At 72.2% G+C, this 16,227-nt stretch carries 12 protein-coding genes; all 12 read left to right on the forward strand.

What is annotated here, in order from left to right:
- The first annotated feature begins 37 nt into the window (after positions 1–37).
- The 12 genes from K4B79_RS17415 to K4B79_RS17470 all read left to right on the forward strand — a co-directional run bounded on the left by K4B79_RS17415 (position 38) and on the right by K4B79_RS17470 (position 16,200).
- Complete coding sequence (locus K4B79_RS17415) at positions 38–1,135, forward strand: mechanosensitive ion channel family protein (protein ID WP_232027532.1); 1,098 nt, start codon at positions 38–40, stop codon at positions 1,133–1,135.
- Positions 1,136–1,347: 212 nt separating this feature from the next.
- The gene (locus tag K4B79_RS17420) at positions 1,348–2,559 is read left to right on the forward strand and encodes an ROK family transcriptional regulator (protein ID WP_232027533.1); all 1,212 of its coding nucleotides are present in this window, start codon (positions 1,348–1,350) and stop codon (positions 2,557–2,559) included.
- 70 nt (positions 2,560–2,629) lie between these two features.
- Entirely contained in the window at positions 2,630–3,961 is a 1,332-nt protein-coding gene (locus K4B79_RS17425) for an ABC transporter substrate-binding protein (protein WP_232027534.1), read from the forward strand.
- A gap of 2 nt (positions 3,962–3,963) precedes the next feature.
- Complete coding sequence (locus K4B79_RS17430; protein ID WP_232027535.1) at positions 3,964–4,905, forward strand: carbohydrate ABC transporter permease; 942 nt, start codon at positions 3,964–3,966, stop codon at positions 4,903–4,905.
- Between the two features lie 2 nt (positions 4,906–4,907).
- Positions 4,908–5,801, forward strand: coding sequence for a carbohydrate ABC transporter permease (locus K4B79_RS17435; RefSeq protein ID WP_232027536.1), 894 nt, complete (start codon positions 4,908–4,910; stop codon positions 5,799–5,801).
- Between the two features lie 7 nt (positions 5,802–5,808).
- A complete protein-coding gene (locus K4B79_RS17440; protein ID WP_232027538.1) occupies positions 5,809–7,074 on the forward strand; it encodes a 6-phospho-beta-glucosidase in 1,266 nt (421 codons plus the stop codon).
- On the forward strand, positions 7,065–8,036 hold the full coding sequence (locus K4B79_RS17445) for an N-acetylglucosamine kinase (RefSeq protein ID WP_232027539.1): 972 nt from the start codon (positions 7,065–7,067) through the stop codon (positions 8,034–8,036). The genes K4B79_RS17440 and K4B79_RS17445 overlap by 10 nt, the downstream gene beginning before the upstream one ends.
- Before the next feature lie 309 nt (positions 8,037–8,345).
- Positions 8,346–9,767 carry a hypothetical protein gene (locus K4B79_RS17450; protein WP_232027618.1) on the forward strand — a complete coding sequence of 474 codons (1,422 nt, stop codon included), beginning with the start codon at positions 8,346–8,348 and terminating at the stop codon, positions 9,765–9,767.
- A 14-nt stretch (positions 9,768–9,781) separates the two neighbouring features.
- Complete coding sequence (locus K4B79_RS17455) at positions 9,782–10,840, forward strand: glutamate ABC transporter substrate-binding protein (protein ID WP_232027542.1); 1,059 nt, start codon at positions 9,782–9,784, stop codon at positions 10,838–10,840.
- A 48-nt stretch (positions 10,841–10,888) separates the two neighbouring features.
- A complete protein-coding gene (locus tag K4B79_RS17460; protein ID WP_232027543.1) occupies positions 10,889–12,223 on the forward strand; it encodes a hypothetical protein in 1,335 nt (444 codons plus the stop codon).
- Positions 12,220–14,853, forward strand: a complete 2,634-nt coding sequence (locus tag K4B79_RS17465; protein WP_232027544.1) for a serine/threonine-protein kinase — start codon at positions 12,220–12,222, stop codon at positions 14,851–14,853. Before K4B79_RS17460 ends, K4B79_RS17465 begins: the two co-directional genes overlap by 4 nt.
- Positions 14,854–16,200 (forward strand): PP2C family serine/threonine-protein phosphatase, encoded by a 1,347-nt coding sequence (locus K4B79_RS17470; RefSeq protein WP_232027545.1) that lies wholly within the window; start codon positions 14,854–14,856, stop codon positions 16,198–16,200. It abuts the gene before it with no gap.
- Positions 16,201–16,227: the final 27 nt, after the last annotated feature.

Below are 16,227 nucleotides of genomic sequence, written 5' to 3' on the forward strand. Positions count from 1 at the left end.
CCTGTGGGGCGGACCGCCGCACCTGGAGGTACCCGCCGTGTCCTTGCCCGCCGTCCTACTGGCCGCCGTGTCGCCGTCGCCGTCACCGTCTCCCTCCGAGACGACGACCCCGACCGTGCCGTCGCTCCAGGACGCCCAGGAGAGCGCGACCAACGCCGCCGGCTGGGTCGAGCAGAACTGGTCGACCTGGCTCGCGATCGGCCTCAGGGTCCTGCTGATCCTGGTGATCGCGGCGGTGCTGAGAGTCGCGGTGCGGCGCGCGATCACCAAGCTGATAGACCGCATGAACCGCTCGGTGGGCACGGCCGACGGCACGGCGCTCGGCGGGCTGCTGGTGAACGTGGAACGCCGCCGCCAGCGCTCCCAGGCGATCGGTTCGGTGCTGCGCTCGGTGGCGTCCTTCCTGATCCTGGGCACCGCGGCCCTGATGATCCTCGGCACCTTCCAGATCAACCTGGCCCCGCTGCTGGCCTCGGCCGGTGTCGCCGGTGTCGCGATCGGTTTCGGCGCCCGGAACCTGGTGACGGACTTCCTCTCCGGCGTCTTCATGATCCTGGAGGACCAGTACGGCGTCGGTGACACCATCGACGCGGGCGTGGCCTCCGGCGAGGTCATCGAGGTCGGGCTGCGCGTGACGAAACTGCGCGGCGACAACGGCGAGATCTGGTACGTCCGCAACGGCGAGGTCAAGCGCATCGGCAACCTCTCCCAGGGCTGGGCCACGGCCGGCGTCGACGTCACCGTCCGCTCCGACGAGGACCTCGACAAGGTGAGGCGGACCCTCGGCGAGGTCGGCGAGCGGATGAGCAAGGAGGAGCCCTGGAACGAGCTCCTGTGGGGCCCGATCGAGGTCCTCGGCCTCGACAGCGTCCTGCTGGACTCCATGGTCGTCCGTGTCTCCGCCAAGACCATGCCCGGCAAGGCCCTCACCGTCGAGCGCGAGTTGCGCTGGCGCATCAAGCACGCCTTCGACGCGGCGGACATCCCCATCGTCGGCGGCCCCGCCCTCCCCGCCGACCCCGCCGCGGACGCGGACCCGACGGCCGGCATGGCACCCCCGTCGGCCTACTCCAACACCGGCTCCCCCCAGGCCCAGGCGGCGACCCCGCTGACACCTCCGGCGCCCACGAAGTAACAACCCGCGCTCGCGCTCCGCGCACACAGCCCCCGCAGGTAACGACTCCGTTGCCGCGGGGGCTTCCTCTTGACGCCCTCCCGCTTCCGGTCCTATGGTCCAGACCATCAAACAGGAAACCTTCCTAACAATCATCGCCCGGCTCCTCGCAGATGGACTTCGCGGCCTGATCACTGGGAACCTGGACAGCCGAGAGGCAGGTGTCGACATCCATGGCAGGAACCGCCGGTACGCCGGGCACCCCGCGCGTCCTGCGCGCCATGAACGACCGTGCCGCGCTGGACCTGCTGCTGGAGCACGGGCCGCTGTCGCGGACGCGGATCGGCAAGCTCACCGGCCTGTCGAAGCCGACAGCCTCGCAGCTGCTGGCCAGGCTGGAGGCGTCGGGGCTGGTCCTGGCGACCGGCACCAGCGAGGGGCGGCCGGGGCCCAACGCCCAGCTGTACGAGGTGAACCCGGCCGCCGCGTACGCCGCCGGACTCGACGTCACCCCCGAGCGGATCCTCGCCGCCGTCGCGGACGTCACCGGCCGCACGGTCGGGTCGTACGAACTACCCACCCCCGGCAGGCGTGCGGCGCGGTCCGTCGTCCAGCAGGTGACCGACGCGCTCGACGGCGCGGTCAAGGCGGCGGGACTGGCCCGTGACGACGTCCACCGGCTCGTCATCGGCACCCCCGGCGCCTTCGACCCGAACACGGGCCGACTGCGCTACGCCTCCCACCTGCCCGGCTGGCACTCCCCCGCCCTGCTGGAGGAACTCGCCGCCGCCCTGCCCATGCCGGTCGAGTACGAGAACGACGTCAACCTCGTCGCGGTGGCCGAGCAGCGGCTCGGCGCGGCCCGCGGCCACGCGGACTTCGTGCTGCTGTGGAACGAGGGCGGCCTCGGCGCCGCCCTGGTCCTCGGCGGCCGGCTGCACCGCGGCTGGACCGGCGGCGCCGGCGAGGTCGGCTTCCTGCCGGTGCCGGGCACTCCCCTGGTCCGTCAGGTGAGCAAGGCCGGCAGCGGCGGCTACCAGGAACTGGCCGGTTCGCAGGCGATCCCGCGACTGGCCCGTGAACTCGGCGTCGAGGACATCCCCCCGGGCCCGTACACCGAGGTGGCGGCCACCCTCGTCGCCCGCGCCGCCGCGGCCGACGACGCCCCGCACCGGCGCCTGCTCCAGACCTACGCGACGAACCTCGCCACCGGTCTGGCCTCCCTCGTCTCCGTCCTCGACCCCGAACTCGTCGTGCTCAGCGGCGCCTCGCTCGCCTCGGGCGGGGAGCCCCTGCGCACCCTCGTCCAGGCCGAACTGGAGGAGCTGGCCGCGTCCCGGCCCCGGCTCGTCCTCGGCGACGTCCGTCACCACCCGGTGCTGCGCGGCGCGTTGGAGAGCGCGCTGGCGGCCGCCCGCGACGAGGTCTTCGACACCTCCCGCTGAACCCCCCGCACCCCCGTATCTCCCGCACACCCACCACCCTCATCCCACCCTGCCCCAGGGAGACCCTGCCATGCCCGGAATATCCAGGAAAGTCGCGCTCGTAGCCTCCGTCTCCGCCGTCCTCCTCGCCACCGCCTGTACCGGCCAGTCGAGTTCGGGCGCCGAGGACGACGCCTCCGCCGAGACGACCGTCACCTTCTGGCACGCCTGGAGCGCGCCCGCCGAGACCAAGGCCGTCAAGGCGCTCGTCGCCGGCTTCGAGAAGGCCCACCCCAACATCCACGTGAACGTCGTCGGCAACATGACCGACGACAAGATCAACCAGGCGCTCCGCTCGGGCGGCGCCAAGGCACCGGACGTGATCTCGTCGTTCACCACCAACAACGTGGGCAAGTTCTGCTCGTCGGGCGCGCTGGTGGACCTCAACCCGTTCTTCGAGAAGGCGGGCATCGACCCGGAGAAGACCTTCCCGAAGGCGATGAACGAGTACACGCAGTTCGAGGGCGACCGGTGCAGCGTCCCGCTCCTCGGTGACGCCTACGGCCTCTACTACAACAAGACGGCGTTCGAGAAGGCCGGCATCACGAGCCCGCCGAAGACCTGGTCGGAGTTCGAGGCCGACGCCGAGAAGCTGACGATCCCCGACGGCGACAGCTACAAGCAGCTGGGCTTCATGCCGAACTACCACGGCTGGGAGACCACCACCGAGCACTACCTCGGGCAGTTCTCGCCGACGTACTTCGACAAGGACGGCAAGTCCACGGTCGCCGGCGACCCGGCCGTCTCCGCCGCCTTCACCGTCCAGAAGAAGCTCGTCGACCAACTCGGCGGCTACCAGCGCCTGGAGAAGTACCGCACCACCCTGGGCGACGAGTGGGGCCCCAAGCACCCCTTCCACACCGGCCAGGTCGCCATGCAGCTCGACGGCGAGTGGCGCCTGGGCATGGCCCTGGACGCCAAGCCCGAGTTCGAGATCGGCGTGGCCCCGCTGCCCGTCCCCGACGACCAGGCCGACCAGTACGGCAAGGGCTACATCACCGGCACCATCGCCGGTATCGCCGCCACCAGCAAGAAGCAGAACGCGGCCTGGGAGCTGGTGAAGTACATGACCACCGACACCGACGCGGTGATCGGCTTCTCCAACGCCATCCACAACGTGCCCTCCACGCTCGCCGCCCTGAAGTCCCCGAAGCTCAAGTACGACCCCCGCTTCAAGACCTTCCTGGACATCGCCGCCAACCCGAACTCCACGACCTCGCCGGCCTCCGTCAACGGCGGGGTGTACCTGGCGACGATCCAGGAGTTCGGCTACGACTACGAGAGCGGCAAGGCCAAGGACCTCAAGGCGGGCCTGGCCGCGGCGGCGAAGCAGATCGACACGGACATCGCGCAGGCGAAGTGACGATGAGCACGATCACCCTGGCCTCGAAGCGGCGCCGCGCGTCGCTTCGAACCGCCGCCTTCATGTCGCCCTGGCTGATCGGCTTCGCGGTCTTCTTCGCGTACCCGCTGATCTCGACGGTCTACTTCTCGTTCATGCACTACGACGGCTTCAGGCCGCCGACGTGGAACGGCACGAAGAACTGGACGTACGTCTTCGAGCACTACCCCCTCTTCTGGCCCGCCCTGCGCAACACCCTGTGGCTGGTCCTGGTCATGGTGACCCTGCGGGTCGCCTTCGGGCTCGGCATCGGCCTGCTGATCACGAAGATCAAGACCGGGGCAGGGGTCTTCCGCACCCTGTTCTACCTGCCCTACCTGGCCCCACCGGTGGCGGCCACCATGGCCTTCGCGTTCCTGCTCAACCCCGGTACCGGGCCGGTCAACTCGATCCTGGAGAGCGTCGGCATCCCGGCGCCGGGCTGGTTCAACGACCCCTCCTGGTCCAAGCCGGCCCTCACCCTGCTCGCCCTGTGGGGCATCGGCGACCTGATGGTCATCTTCATGGCCGCGCTGCTCGACGTGCCCCGGGAGCAGTACGAGGCCGCCGAGCTGGACGGGGCCTCGGCCTGGCAGCGCTTCCGGTTCGTCACGCTCCCCACCATCTCGCCGATCGTGATGTTCGCCGTGGTCACCGGCGTGATCCAGACCATGCAGTACTACGCGCAGCCGCTGATCGCCGGGAAGGTGGCCTCGGGCGTGATCCAGGGCGCCGGCACGCAGTTCCAGCCCGGCTACCCGGACAAGTCGACGCTCACCCTGCCCCAACTGGTCTACAACCTGGGCTTCCAGCGCTTCGACTACGGCTCCGCCTGTGTGGTGGCGCTCGTCCTGTTCGCCCTGTCGATGGTGTTCACCGCGTTCCTGATGCGGCGCCGCGGCGGTCTCATCCAGGCAGGTGACTGACGATGACCCAAGTACTGGACAGACCCGCCGAGTTGGCGGCCGATTCCGCGGTGGAGGCCCGTACCGCCCGCCGCCGGGCCTTCCTGGAGTGGGTCGCGGTGCACTCCCTCGGCGTCGCCGCCGCCCTCTTCTTCACGCTGCCCTTCGTGTTCGTCCTCCTGACGTCCCTGATGAGCGACTCCCAGGCCCTCAGCCGTGATCTGATCCCGCACACCTGGGAGTGGGACAACTACCGCAAGGTCTTCGACACCCCGGGCTTTCTGACCTGGTGGCGCAACACACTGCTCTACGCCGGTCTGGGCACCGTCCTGACGGTGGTGTCGTCGCTGCCGGTGGCGTACGCGCTGGCCAAGTTCCGCTTCCGGGGCCGCAATCTGTCCCTGATGCTGGTGATCTCGATGATGATGCTGCCGCCCCAGGTGGTCGTCATCCCGATGTACCTGTTCTGGGCCAAGCAGTTCGACCTGTCGGGCACCCTGTGGCCGCTGATCATCCCCATGGCGTTCGGCGACGCGTTCTCCATCTTCCTGCTGCGCCAGTTCCTGACGACCATCCCGAACGAGTACGTGGACGCGGCGAAGGTCGACGGCTGCGGCGACCTGCGCACCCTGCTCAAGGTCATCGTCCCGATGGCGAAACCGGGGATCGCGGCCGTGGCCCTCTTCCAGTTCTTCTACGCCTGGAACGACTACTTCGGCCCCCAGATCTACGCCTCGGAGAACCCCGGCGCCTGGACCCTCTCCTACGGCCTGGAGTCCTTCAAGGGCATGCACCACACCGACTGGAACCTCACCATGGCCGCGACCGTGCTGGTCATGGCCCCCGTGATCCTCGTGTTCTTCTTCGCCCAGAAGGCGTTCGTCGAGGGCGTCACGCTCACCGGAGTGAAGGGTTAGGCACGACATGAAACTCACCGTGGTCGGCGGCGGCTCGACCTACACACCCGAACTCGTCGACGGCTTCGCCCGGCTGCGGGACACCCTGCCGGTGGAGGAACTCGTCCTGGTCGACCCGGCCGCCGACCGCCTGGAGCTGGTCGGCGGTCTGGCCCGGCGCATCTTCGCCAAGCAGGGTCATCCCGGGCGGGTCGTCACCACCTCCGACCTGGACGCGGGCGTCGAGGACGCCGACGCGGTCCTGCTCCAGCTCCGCGTCGGCGGCCAGGCGGCCCGTGAACAGGACGAGACCTGGCCCCTGGAGTGCGGCTGCGTGGGCCAGGAGACGACCGGCGCGGGCGGCCTGGCCAAGGCGCTGCGCACGGTCCCGGTCGTCCTCGACATCGCGGAGCGGGTCCGGCGCACCAACCCGGACGCCTGGATCATCGACTTCACCAACCCGGTCGGCATCGTGACCCGGGCGCTGCTGAAGGCCGGCCACAGGGCGGTCGGGCTGTGCAACGTGGCCATCGGCCTCCAGCGGAAGTTCGCGGGGCTGCTGGACGTGGCGCCCGCGGAGATCCACCTGGACCACGTGGGCCTGAACCACCTCACCTGGGAGACGGGGGCGCGCCTCGGCGGACCCGAGGGCGAGGACGTCCTGCCCAAGCTGCTGGCGGAGCACGGCGACACCGTCGCGGCCGACCTGCGCCTGCCGCGCCCCCTGCTCGACCGCCTCGGCGTGGTCCCCTCGTACTACCTGCGCTACTACTACGCGCACGACGAGGTCGTACGGGAGCTGGCCACGAAGCCGTCCCGGGCGGCCGAAGTGGCCGAGATGGAACGGCGGTTGCTGACCATGTACGCCGATCCCGCCCTGGACGAGAAGCCGGAACTGCTCGCCAAGCGCGGCGGCGCCTACTACTCGGAGGCGGCGGTGGACCTGGCCGCCTCCCTGCTCGGCGGGGGCGGCAGCCCCTACCAGGTGGTGAACACCCTCAACCGCGGGACGCTGCCCTTCCTGCCGGACGACGCCGTGATCGAGGTGCAGGCGGCGGTGGGCCACCAGGGCGCCACCCCGCTGCCCGTGCCGGCCGTGGACCCGCTCTACGCGGGCCTGATGGCGAACGTGACGGCGTACGAGGACCTGGCGCTCGACGCCGCGCTGCACGGCGGCCGGGAGCGGGTCTTCCGGGCGCTGCTCGCGCACCCGCTGGTGGGCCAGTACACGTACGCCGAGCAGCTCACCGACCGACTGATCGCCCACAACCGGGAGCATCTCGCGTGGCTCTGACCGCAAGCGTCCTCGCCGTCGACGCGGGCAACAGCAAGACCGACGTGGCGGTCGTGGCGGCCGACGGGACCGTCCTCGCCACGGCCCGCGGCGGCGGGTTCCGGCCACCGGCGGTGGGGGTGGAGGCGGCGATGGACAAGGTCGCCGAGGCGGTGGCGCGGGCCTTCGCCGCCGCGGGCGTCGACTCGGTCGGCCATGTCTCCGCCTGTCTGGCCAACGCCGACTTCCCCGTAGAGGAGGAGCAGTTGGCCGCCGCGCTGCACGCGCGCGCGTGGGGGGCGAGCACGGAGGTCCGCAACGACACCTTCGCGGTGCTGCGCGCGGGTGTCACCGAGCCCCGCGGGGTCGCGGTGGTCTGCGGCGCCGGCATCAACTGCGTCGGGATGCGCCCCGACGGCCGTACCGCCCGCTTTCCCGCGCTCGGCCGGGTCTCAGGGGACTGGGGCGGCGGCTGGGGCCTGGCGGAGGAGGCGCTGTGGCACGCGGCCCGCGCGGAGGACGGCCGCGGCGGCCCGACCGCCCTCGCCCGCACGCTGCCCGCGCACTTCGGACTGCCGTCGATGTACGCCCTGATCGAGGCCCTGCATCTGGGGCGGGTCGAGACGGCCCGCCGCCACGAGCTGACGCCCGTCCTGTTCGCCACGGCCGAGGACGGCGACCCGGTGGCCCGCGCGCTGGTCGACCGGCTCGCCGACGAGGTGGTGACCATGGCCACCGTGGCCCTGACCCGTCTGGACCTCCTGGACGTGCAGACCCCGGTCCTCCTCGGCGGCGGTGTCCTCGCCGCCCGCCATCCCCGACTGGACGACGGGGTACGCGATCTGCTGGCCGTGCGGGCCCCCAAGGCGGTCCCCGAGGTGGTGACGGCACGGCCGGTCCTGGGCGCCGCGCTGCTGGGTCTGGACCGGGTAGGAGCGGCGGCCGGGGTGCGGGAACGGGTGCGCGCGTACTTCTCCGCCTGAACCGGCGTACGCCACCGCCCCGACCCGGCGTACGTCGTCCCCCTGAACCGGCGTATTTCTCCCCCCGGGCCCTGGAACCGAACCGATTCCCCCGGCGTATTCATGGGCAAGGGGTGGTGAAGGGGGCGCGGCGGACCGTCGGCGGACGTTCTGTTCCGCTGCGATCTGATCAAGATCAAGCCAAGGCCGGTGCGGAATGTCGGTCCCGGCGGCGATACTTGCCGCGACGGATGACCATGGGGGAGGTCAGGAGTGACACACCCGCCGAAAAGCAGCGCGGCGCCACCTGCGGGTGCCGTCGTGCCCACGATGCCGTCGATCCCGCCGCCACAGCCCCCGCGGGCCGTGGTGGTCCCGCAGGGAAACTCCGCGCCACCCGTCGCCCCCGGCCCGCCGGAGCCCCGGCGGCGCACCGCTTTCGCGGAGGGCGTCGACCAGCTGCGCGCGGCGGCCACCACGGAACCGGGCCGGCTGCGGATCATCGGCGCCGTGCTCGCCCTGCTCGTCGTCGCGTTCGGCGCCGTCACCGCCTGGCAGACCACCGAGCGGTCGGCCGCGGCCGACGACGTCCTGAACAACAGCCAGCCGCTCAGCTCCGCCGCGGCCGACATCTACCGCGCGCTCGCCGACGCCAACACCGCCGCCTCCAGCGGCTTCCTGGCGGGCGGTCAGGAGACCCCCGCCTCCCGCGAGCGGTACGAGAAGGACATCGACACCGCCTCCGCCGGTCTGATCAAGGCCGCCGCGAACTCCGACCCCGACTCCTCGGCGGCCCGGACGGTGTCCCGGCTCAACCAGCTGCTGCCGGAGTACAAGGGCCTGGTCGAGCGGGCCCGGACGTACAACCGCCAGGGCTACCCGGTGGGCGGCGCCTATCTGCGCTACGCCAACGCCAAGATGCAGGAGCAGATGCTCCCGGAGGCCGAGAACCTCTACAAGAGCGAGAACCAGCGGCTGCGCTCCGACTACGGGGACGCCACCCCGTACCCCTGGGCGGCGATCGGTCTCGGCGTCCTCGCGCTCGGCGCTCTGGCCTGGGCGCAGCAGCGCAACTACCGGCGCACCAACCGGGTGCTGAACCACGGTCTGGTCGCCGCCACGGCCACCACCACGGTGGTCCTGCTGTGGATGGTCGTCGGCCACAGCGTCGCGCGCGCGGACCTCAACGCGTCCTACGACCACGGCGTCCGCTCGCTGAACGTGCTGCACGACGCCCGGATCGCCTCCCTGAAGGCCCGCGGCAACGAGAACCTGACCCTGGTCGCCCGCGGCGCCGAGACGATCACGGTGAAGGAGCGAGGCGTGGAGACGACCCACGACTCCTACGACTACGACTTCGGCAAGGACATCGACGCCCTCGGCAAGGGCCTCACCAAGGCCCGGGAGCTCGCCGACGACGCCGCCGGCGAGAAGCCCGTCACCGCGGCCGTGGGCAACATGACGGAGTGGAAGAAGCGCCACACCGAGGCGCGCAAGGCGGACGACAACGGCAACTACGAGGACGCGCTGAACCGCGTGATCGGCGCCAAGGGCGCGACCGGCGAGTGCTTCGACAGCGTCGACGCCAATCTCGTGCGGGCGATCGACCACGAGACGCGGGAGTTCGAGCAGGCGGCCGGTGACGGTCTGGGCGCGATGACCGGGCTGCCGGTGGGCGCGGCCGTCCTCGCGGTCCTGGGCGCGGCCGGCGCGGTGCTGGGCATCGGCCGCAGGCTGTCGGAGTACCGGTGAAAGGGGGCGTGACGATGTGGGTTCGACGCGTGCGGGCCGGCCTGAGGGGCTGGGGCGGGGTGGGCGCCATGGCGGCCGTCTGCGCTCTCGCGGTGGCCTTCGCGCTGCTGCTGCCGCAGACCCAGTCCGGCGGCTCGGGGAAGGCGGGCGGGGTCCCGGAACTCGCCCACGCCACCCAGGCGAGGGCCGAGGGGGGCTGCTCCACTCCGGCGATGGAGAAGGCCCCGGAGAAGTACACGCTGTCCCCGTCGGGCGCGGACGGCTCCACGATCGCCGCGATCAAGGCCCGCCAGGGCGAGAAGCGCAAGCTGGTCGTCGGCGTCGACCAGAACAGCTACCGCTGGGGCTACCGCAACCCCAACAGCGGCGGCAGCGGCGACCTGGAGGGCTTCGACATCGACCTGGTCCACCGGATCGCCAAGGACATCCTCGGCGACGAGAACGCGGTCCAGTTCAAGGCCATACCCACCAACCAGCGCATCCCGGCGATCAAGGACGGCCGTGTCGACATGGTCATCCGCACCATGACGATCAACTGCGACCGGCTGGCCCAGGTCGCTTTCTCCGCGCCCTACTTCAAGACCGGCCAGCAGGTGCTGGCGCCCAAGTCCTCGACGATCGAGGGCTACGACGACTCGCTCGCGAACAAGAAGGTCTGCACCGCGACGGGCTCCACCGCCAACACCAAGCTGACCGGCGACCAGAAGGCGGGCGACCTGCCCGGCTCCGTGGACCTGAGGACCACCGTGCCCAACCAACTCGACTGCCTGGTGCGGTTGCAGCTCGGCGAGGTCGACGCGGTGGTCACCGACGGCGCGCTCGCCGCGAGCCAGGCCGCGCAGGACCCGACGGTCGAGCTGAAGGGCGCCGCGTTCACCACCGAGTACTACGGCGTGGCGATGAAGAAGGACGCGGACGATCTGGTACGCCGGGTCAACCAGATCCTGGTGGACTACCGCGCGGACAAGGCCGACGGCTGGCAGGCGTCGTACGACAGGTGGCTGTCGGCCACACTGCGCGGTGGCTCCTCGAAGTCGGAGCCGCCGGCCCCGCAGTACCTGCGCACGAACTGACGGGCACGCGACCGAACTACGGACACTCAACGCAGCGAGAGGTGATCGATGGGCGTCACGGACCCCGCCGGGCCGGTGATGGACCGGGACGAGGTGGACCGTGCGCTGGCGCGGCTCGGCGCGGAGCACGAGGCGATCGAGACCTCCCTGCTCGCGCTCCAGGACCACGCGGGCCGCAGACTCCTGGAGGGCGCCGACCTCACCGGCGTCACCAAGGAGCGCTGGACCTCCGCGGAGGCCGCGATCACCCTGCTGTGGACGTACTTCGACGCCTACGCGGACGCGCTGCGCTCGGCCCGCGAGATCCGCGCCCGGCGCCGCTGGTCCAGCCGCGAGGACCTGGTGGAGCTGACCGAGCTGCTGCGCGGCGACTCCGTCACGGTCGCCGGTTCCGCCACCGCGACGGCCAACGCGCCCACCCTGCACGGCGGTTCGGGCAAGCTCAGTGAGCGGTTCTCGCTGGTCACGCTCGTGGACCGGATGAACGAGCTGTACGCGGGCTCGCTGGACATGGTGGTCGCCGCCGACGCGGTGTGGTCGGCGCTGCCCGCCCGGATCGATTTACTCTCCGCGGAACTGCAGCGCACCCGCAAGCTCGCCCACTCGGTCGGCGTCCGTCCCGGCGAGCACCCGGCGGGCGACGACCTGGAGCGCATCACCCGCACCCTGACGTCCCTGCGCGAGCAGGTGATCTCCGACCCGCTGGCGTTCTGGGTGCCCACGCAGGGCAGTTCGGCCCCGGGCGGCGGCCGGCCCGACACCACGGTCTACGACCGCCAGGCGCGCGCCCTGGAGGACGTCCGCCGGGAGATCGACGCCGTGCTGACCGTCCGGCAGGACGCGGAGGCCCGGCTGGTGAAGCTGCGGGACGTGCTCTCGCGCGCGGACCGCACGCTCGCCGAGGCCCGCACCGCGCGCGGCGAGGTGCTGGCGAAGATCGCGGCGACCGAGGTCCCGGTGGTCAGCGGCCCGCCGACCGCGCTCCAGGAGCAGCTGGCGACGGCCGCGGAGTACCGCAGACACGCCCAGTGGCACCGCCTGTCCCCGCTCCTGGAGTCCCTGGAGCAGAAGGCGGAGGACGAACTGCTGCGCGCCCGCGAGTCGTTGACCGCGGTCACCGCGCCTCTGGCGGTCCGCGCCGAACTGCGCGGCCGCCTCGACGCGTACAAGGCGAAGGTCTCCCGGCACGGCCTCGCGGAGGACTCGCTCCTGGTGGAGCGGTACGACGCGGCGCGCCGCATGCTGTGGAGCGCGCCCTGCGACCTGCGCGTCGCCGAACAGGCCGTGCTGCGCTACCAGCACGCGGCCGCCGAACTGCTGCGCGCCCCGCGGGTGCCGGAGCAGGACGGATCCGAGGAAGGCAGGGGGGAGACGTACTCATGAGCGAGACACCGCGGACCTGTCAGCGGCCCGACTGCGACGGTGCCTACGAGGACGTGGGCGGCGGCGAGCTGTACTGCGACACCTGTGGTCTGGCGCCGGTGGTCTCGCCGACCGGCATGGTCGGCTCGCCGCCGACGGGCATCACCGGCGGCGGCCGCGGCTCCCGGGGCTCCGGCAGCGGCAGTTCGCGCTCCAGCGGCCGCGCCAGCTCGCGTACGTCGTCCCAGTCCTCGAAGTCCCGGCGCTCGGTGTCGGGACGCCTGTCGCGGTCCCTGTCCGGCAAGTCCACGAGCCGTTCGGTGTCGGTGAAGAGCTCCGGCTCCAGCGCCGGCTCCTCCGGGCGCGGGCGGCTGGGCGCTGGCCTGGTCGAGGTGCCGGGGGTGCCGCGGCCCGACCCGCGCGCGATGGTGCTGGACAACCCGGAGGTGCCCGAACGCAAGCGATTCTGCTCGCGCTCGGACTGCGCGGCCCCGGTGGGGCGGGCACGCGGCGAGCGGCCCGGCCGCACCGAGGGATTCTGCACCAAGTGCGGTCATCCGTACTCCTTCGTCCCGAAGCTGAAGGCCGGCGACGTGGTGCACGGCCAGTACGAGGTGGTGGGCTGTCTGGCGCACGGCGGGCTGGGCTGGATCTACCTCGCCGTGGACCGCGCGGTCTCCGACCGCTGGGTGGTCCTCAAGGGCCTGCTGGACACCGGCGACCAGGACGCGATGGCCGCCGCGATCTCCGAGCGGCGCTTCCTCGCGGAGATCGAGCACGCCAACATCGTGCGGATCTACAACTTCGTGGAGCACCTCGACCAGCGCACCGGCTCGCTGGACGGGTACATCGTCATGGAGTACGTCGGCGGCAAGTCCCTCAAGGAGATCGCCAACGCCCGCCGCGGCACGGAGGGCCGGCGGGATCCGCTGCCGGTGGAGCAGGCCTGCGCGTACGGCATCGAAGCCCTTGAGGCGCTCGGTCATCTGCACAGCCGCAATCTGCTGTACTGCGACTTCAAGGTCGACAACGCGATCCAGACCGAGGACCAGCTCAAGCTGATCGACATGGGCGCGGTGCGCAGGATGGACGACGAGGAGTCGGCCATCTACGGCACGGTCGGCTACCAGGCGCCCGAGGTCGCCGAGGTCGGACCGTCGGTGGCCAGCGACCTCTACACGGTCGGGCGCACGCTCGCCGTCCTGACCTTCGACTTCCAGGGCTACACGAACGTCTTCGTGGACTCCCTGCCCGACCCCGACCACATCGAGGTCTTCCGCCGGTACGAGTCCTTCTACCGGCTCCTGGTCCGCGCCACCGATCCCGACCCGGCCCGCCGGTTCGCCTCCGCCCAGGAGATGGCCGAGCAGCTCACCGGCGTGCTGCGCGAGGTCGTCTCGCTCCAGACGGGCCGCGCCCGCCCGGCCCTGTCCACGCTGTTCGGTCCGGAAGTCCGCGTCACGGACACGGAGTTGTTCCCCCGGCTGGACGGGGAGGTCTCGCGGCTGGGAGCCCGCCTCGCGCAGCCGGGCCGGCGCGGTCGCAAGGCATCCGCCGCGGCCCCGGTCGGGGCCCTCCCGCTGCCCGCAGCCCCCTCGCCCGCCGGCACCCTCCCGCCGCCCGCTCCCGGCGCTCCCGCCGGGCCCCTTTCCTCCGGCCCCGGCGGGACCGGGCGGCCGGAGGGCGAGGCCCCGATCACGCCGGGGATCGTCAAGCCCGCCGACGCCTCCGCCGCGGCCCTCGCGCTGCCCGTCCCGCACGTCGACCCCTCCGACCCGAACGCGGGTTTCCTGGCGGGCCTGATGGCGACCGCGGCGGCGGAGCTGCTGGGGGCGCTGTCGGCGGCACCGGCGCCGTCGACCGAGACCCGGCTGCGGCAGATCCGGGCGTGGCTGGAGAACGGCGAGGCGCGGACCGCGCACGAGTCCCTGCTGCGGCTGGAGGGCGAACGGCCCGACGACTGGCGGGTGGTCTGGTACCGGGGCGTGGCCGCCCTGGTCACCGGCGACCACGAGGCCGGCGCGCTCGCCTTCGACGCGATCTACGACGCCTTCCCCGGCGAGATGGCCCCCAAGCTGGCCCTCGGCCTGTGCGCGGAGGTGCTGGGCCAGCTGGACAACGCCGCCGAGTACTACCGCCTGGTCTGGTCGACCGACCCGAGTTATGTGAGCGCCGCCTTCGGCCTGGCCCGCGTCCAGCTGGCCGCCGGGGACCGCCGCGGTGCCGTACGGACACTGGAGTCGGTGCCGGAGTCGTCCATCCACTACACGGCCGCGCGCGTGGCGGCCGTACGGGCACGGCTCCGGCAGCGCACCGCGCTCGCTTCCGACGTACCCTTCCTGGACGATCTGACGGCCGCCGCCGGTCAGATCGAGGCCCTTCAGGCATACGGTCTGGATCCGGCCCGGCGTGAGCAGTTGTCCGCGGAAGTGCTCGGCTGCGCGCTGGACTGGATACTCTCCGGTGGCCGGGATTCCGTCCCGCCCGCCGCCGGGGGACGGAAGCTGCTCGGCAGCGGACTGGACGAACGGGGCCTGCGCTTCGGCCTGGAGCGTTCGTACCGCACGCTGGCCCGGCTGGCGTCGGGCGGCGAGGAGAGGATCGACCTGGTGGAACGAGCCAATCGTTACCGCCCCCGGACATGGGTGTAGTTGATGTCGCAGATGCCCCAGCAGACCGCCCTGTCGAGGTGTCCGAGCTGCGAGGAGCCGCTCGAGTCGGGTGACCGTTTCTGCGGTGCGTGCGGATACGACCTGTCCGTCGTGCCCGCCCGGCCGGACGACCACCCGACCGTCGCCCTGAACGGCAGCCTGCCGCCGGACGGCGCCGCAGGTCCGGCCTGGCAGGCCGGGTCCGGGCCGGGCACCGGCCCGGCGGGTCCCGGCCCGCTGCCGGCGGAGTTCGGCGGCGCCGCCCCGGGCGGTCACGAGCCGCCCGCGCCGGGACCGCAGCCCCCGCTCACCGGCTCCCCCCTGTCCCCGGCCACAGGCGTGCGCTTCGACCGGCCGCCGCAGCCCGACGAGTACCCGCTCCAGGCGCCGGACCCGCGGGTGGCCGCCGAGCTCACCACCCCGCCCGAGGGCACCACCGTGTGCGTGGCCTGCCGCGCGGGCCGGGTGGACCACGACGGCTACTGCGAGAACTGCGGGCACGCCCAGCCCCGGGAACGGGACCACATGGAGCAGGAATGCGGCGCGATCGCCGCCGTCAGCGACCGCGGTCTGCGCCACCACCGCAACGAGGACTCCTTCGCCCTCGGCAACGCCGTGCTGCCCGACGGCTCGCCCGCCGCCCTGGCGGTCGTCTGTGACGGCGTCTCCTCCGCCACCCGCCCCGACGACGCCTCCCTGGCCGCCTCCCGCGCGGCGGGCGAGGCGCTGCTCGCCGCGCTCCCCCAGGGCACGCACCCGCAGCAGGCGATGCACGACGCGATCGTCGCCGCCTCCCACGCGGTCAACGCCCTGGCCGCCGAGCCCGCCACGGCCCGTGAGCACGCCCCGCACCAGAACGCCCCCGCCTGCACCCTGGTCGCCGCGGTGGTCACCTCCGGTCTGCTGGTCGTCGGCTGGGTCGGCGACAGCCGCGCCTACTGGGTCCCGGTGGACCGCAGCGGCCCGCCGGCCCGCCTCACCGAGGACGACTCCTGGGCCGCGCAGATGGTCGCCGCGGGCCTGATGAACGAGGCGGAGGCCTACGCCGACGAGCGCGCCCACGCGATCACCGGCTGGCTCGGCGCGGACGCCTACGAACTGGAGCCGCACACCGCGTCCTTCAAGCCGGACCGGCCCGGTGTGGTGGTGGTGTGCACCGACGGCCTGTGGAACTACGCCGAGGCCGCCGAGGAGATGGCCCAGGTCGTGCCGCTGGACGCCGCCGCGCGCCCCCTGCACAGCGCCCGCGTGCTGGTCGGCCACGCCCTGGACGGCGGGGGCCACGACAACGTAACAGTGGCCCTCCTGCCGTTCCCGGCACCTCCTCAGGGGGCAGGATCGGCCTGAGGCCGCTTACGGGGGAGCCTCGACGGA

This window comes from Streptomyces lincolnensis (assembly GCF_021173675.1).
In the GTDB taxonomy this organism is placed as follows: Bacteria; Actinomycetota; Actinomycetes; order Streptomycetales; family Streptomycetaceae; genus Streptomyces; species Streptomyces lincolnensis_B.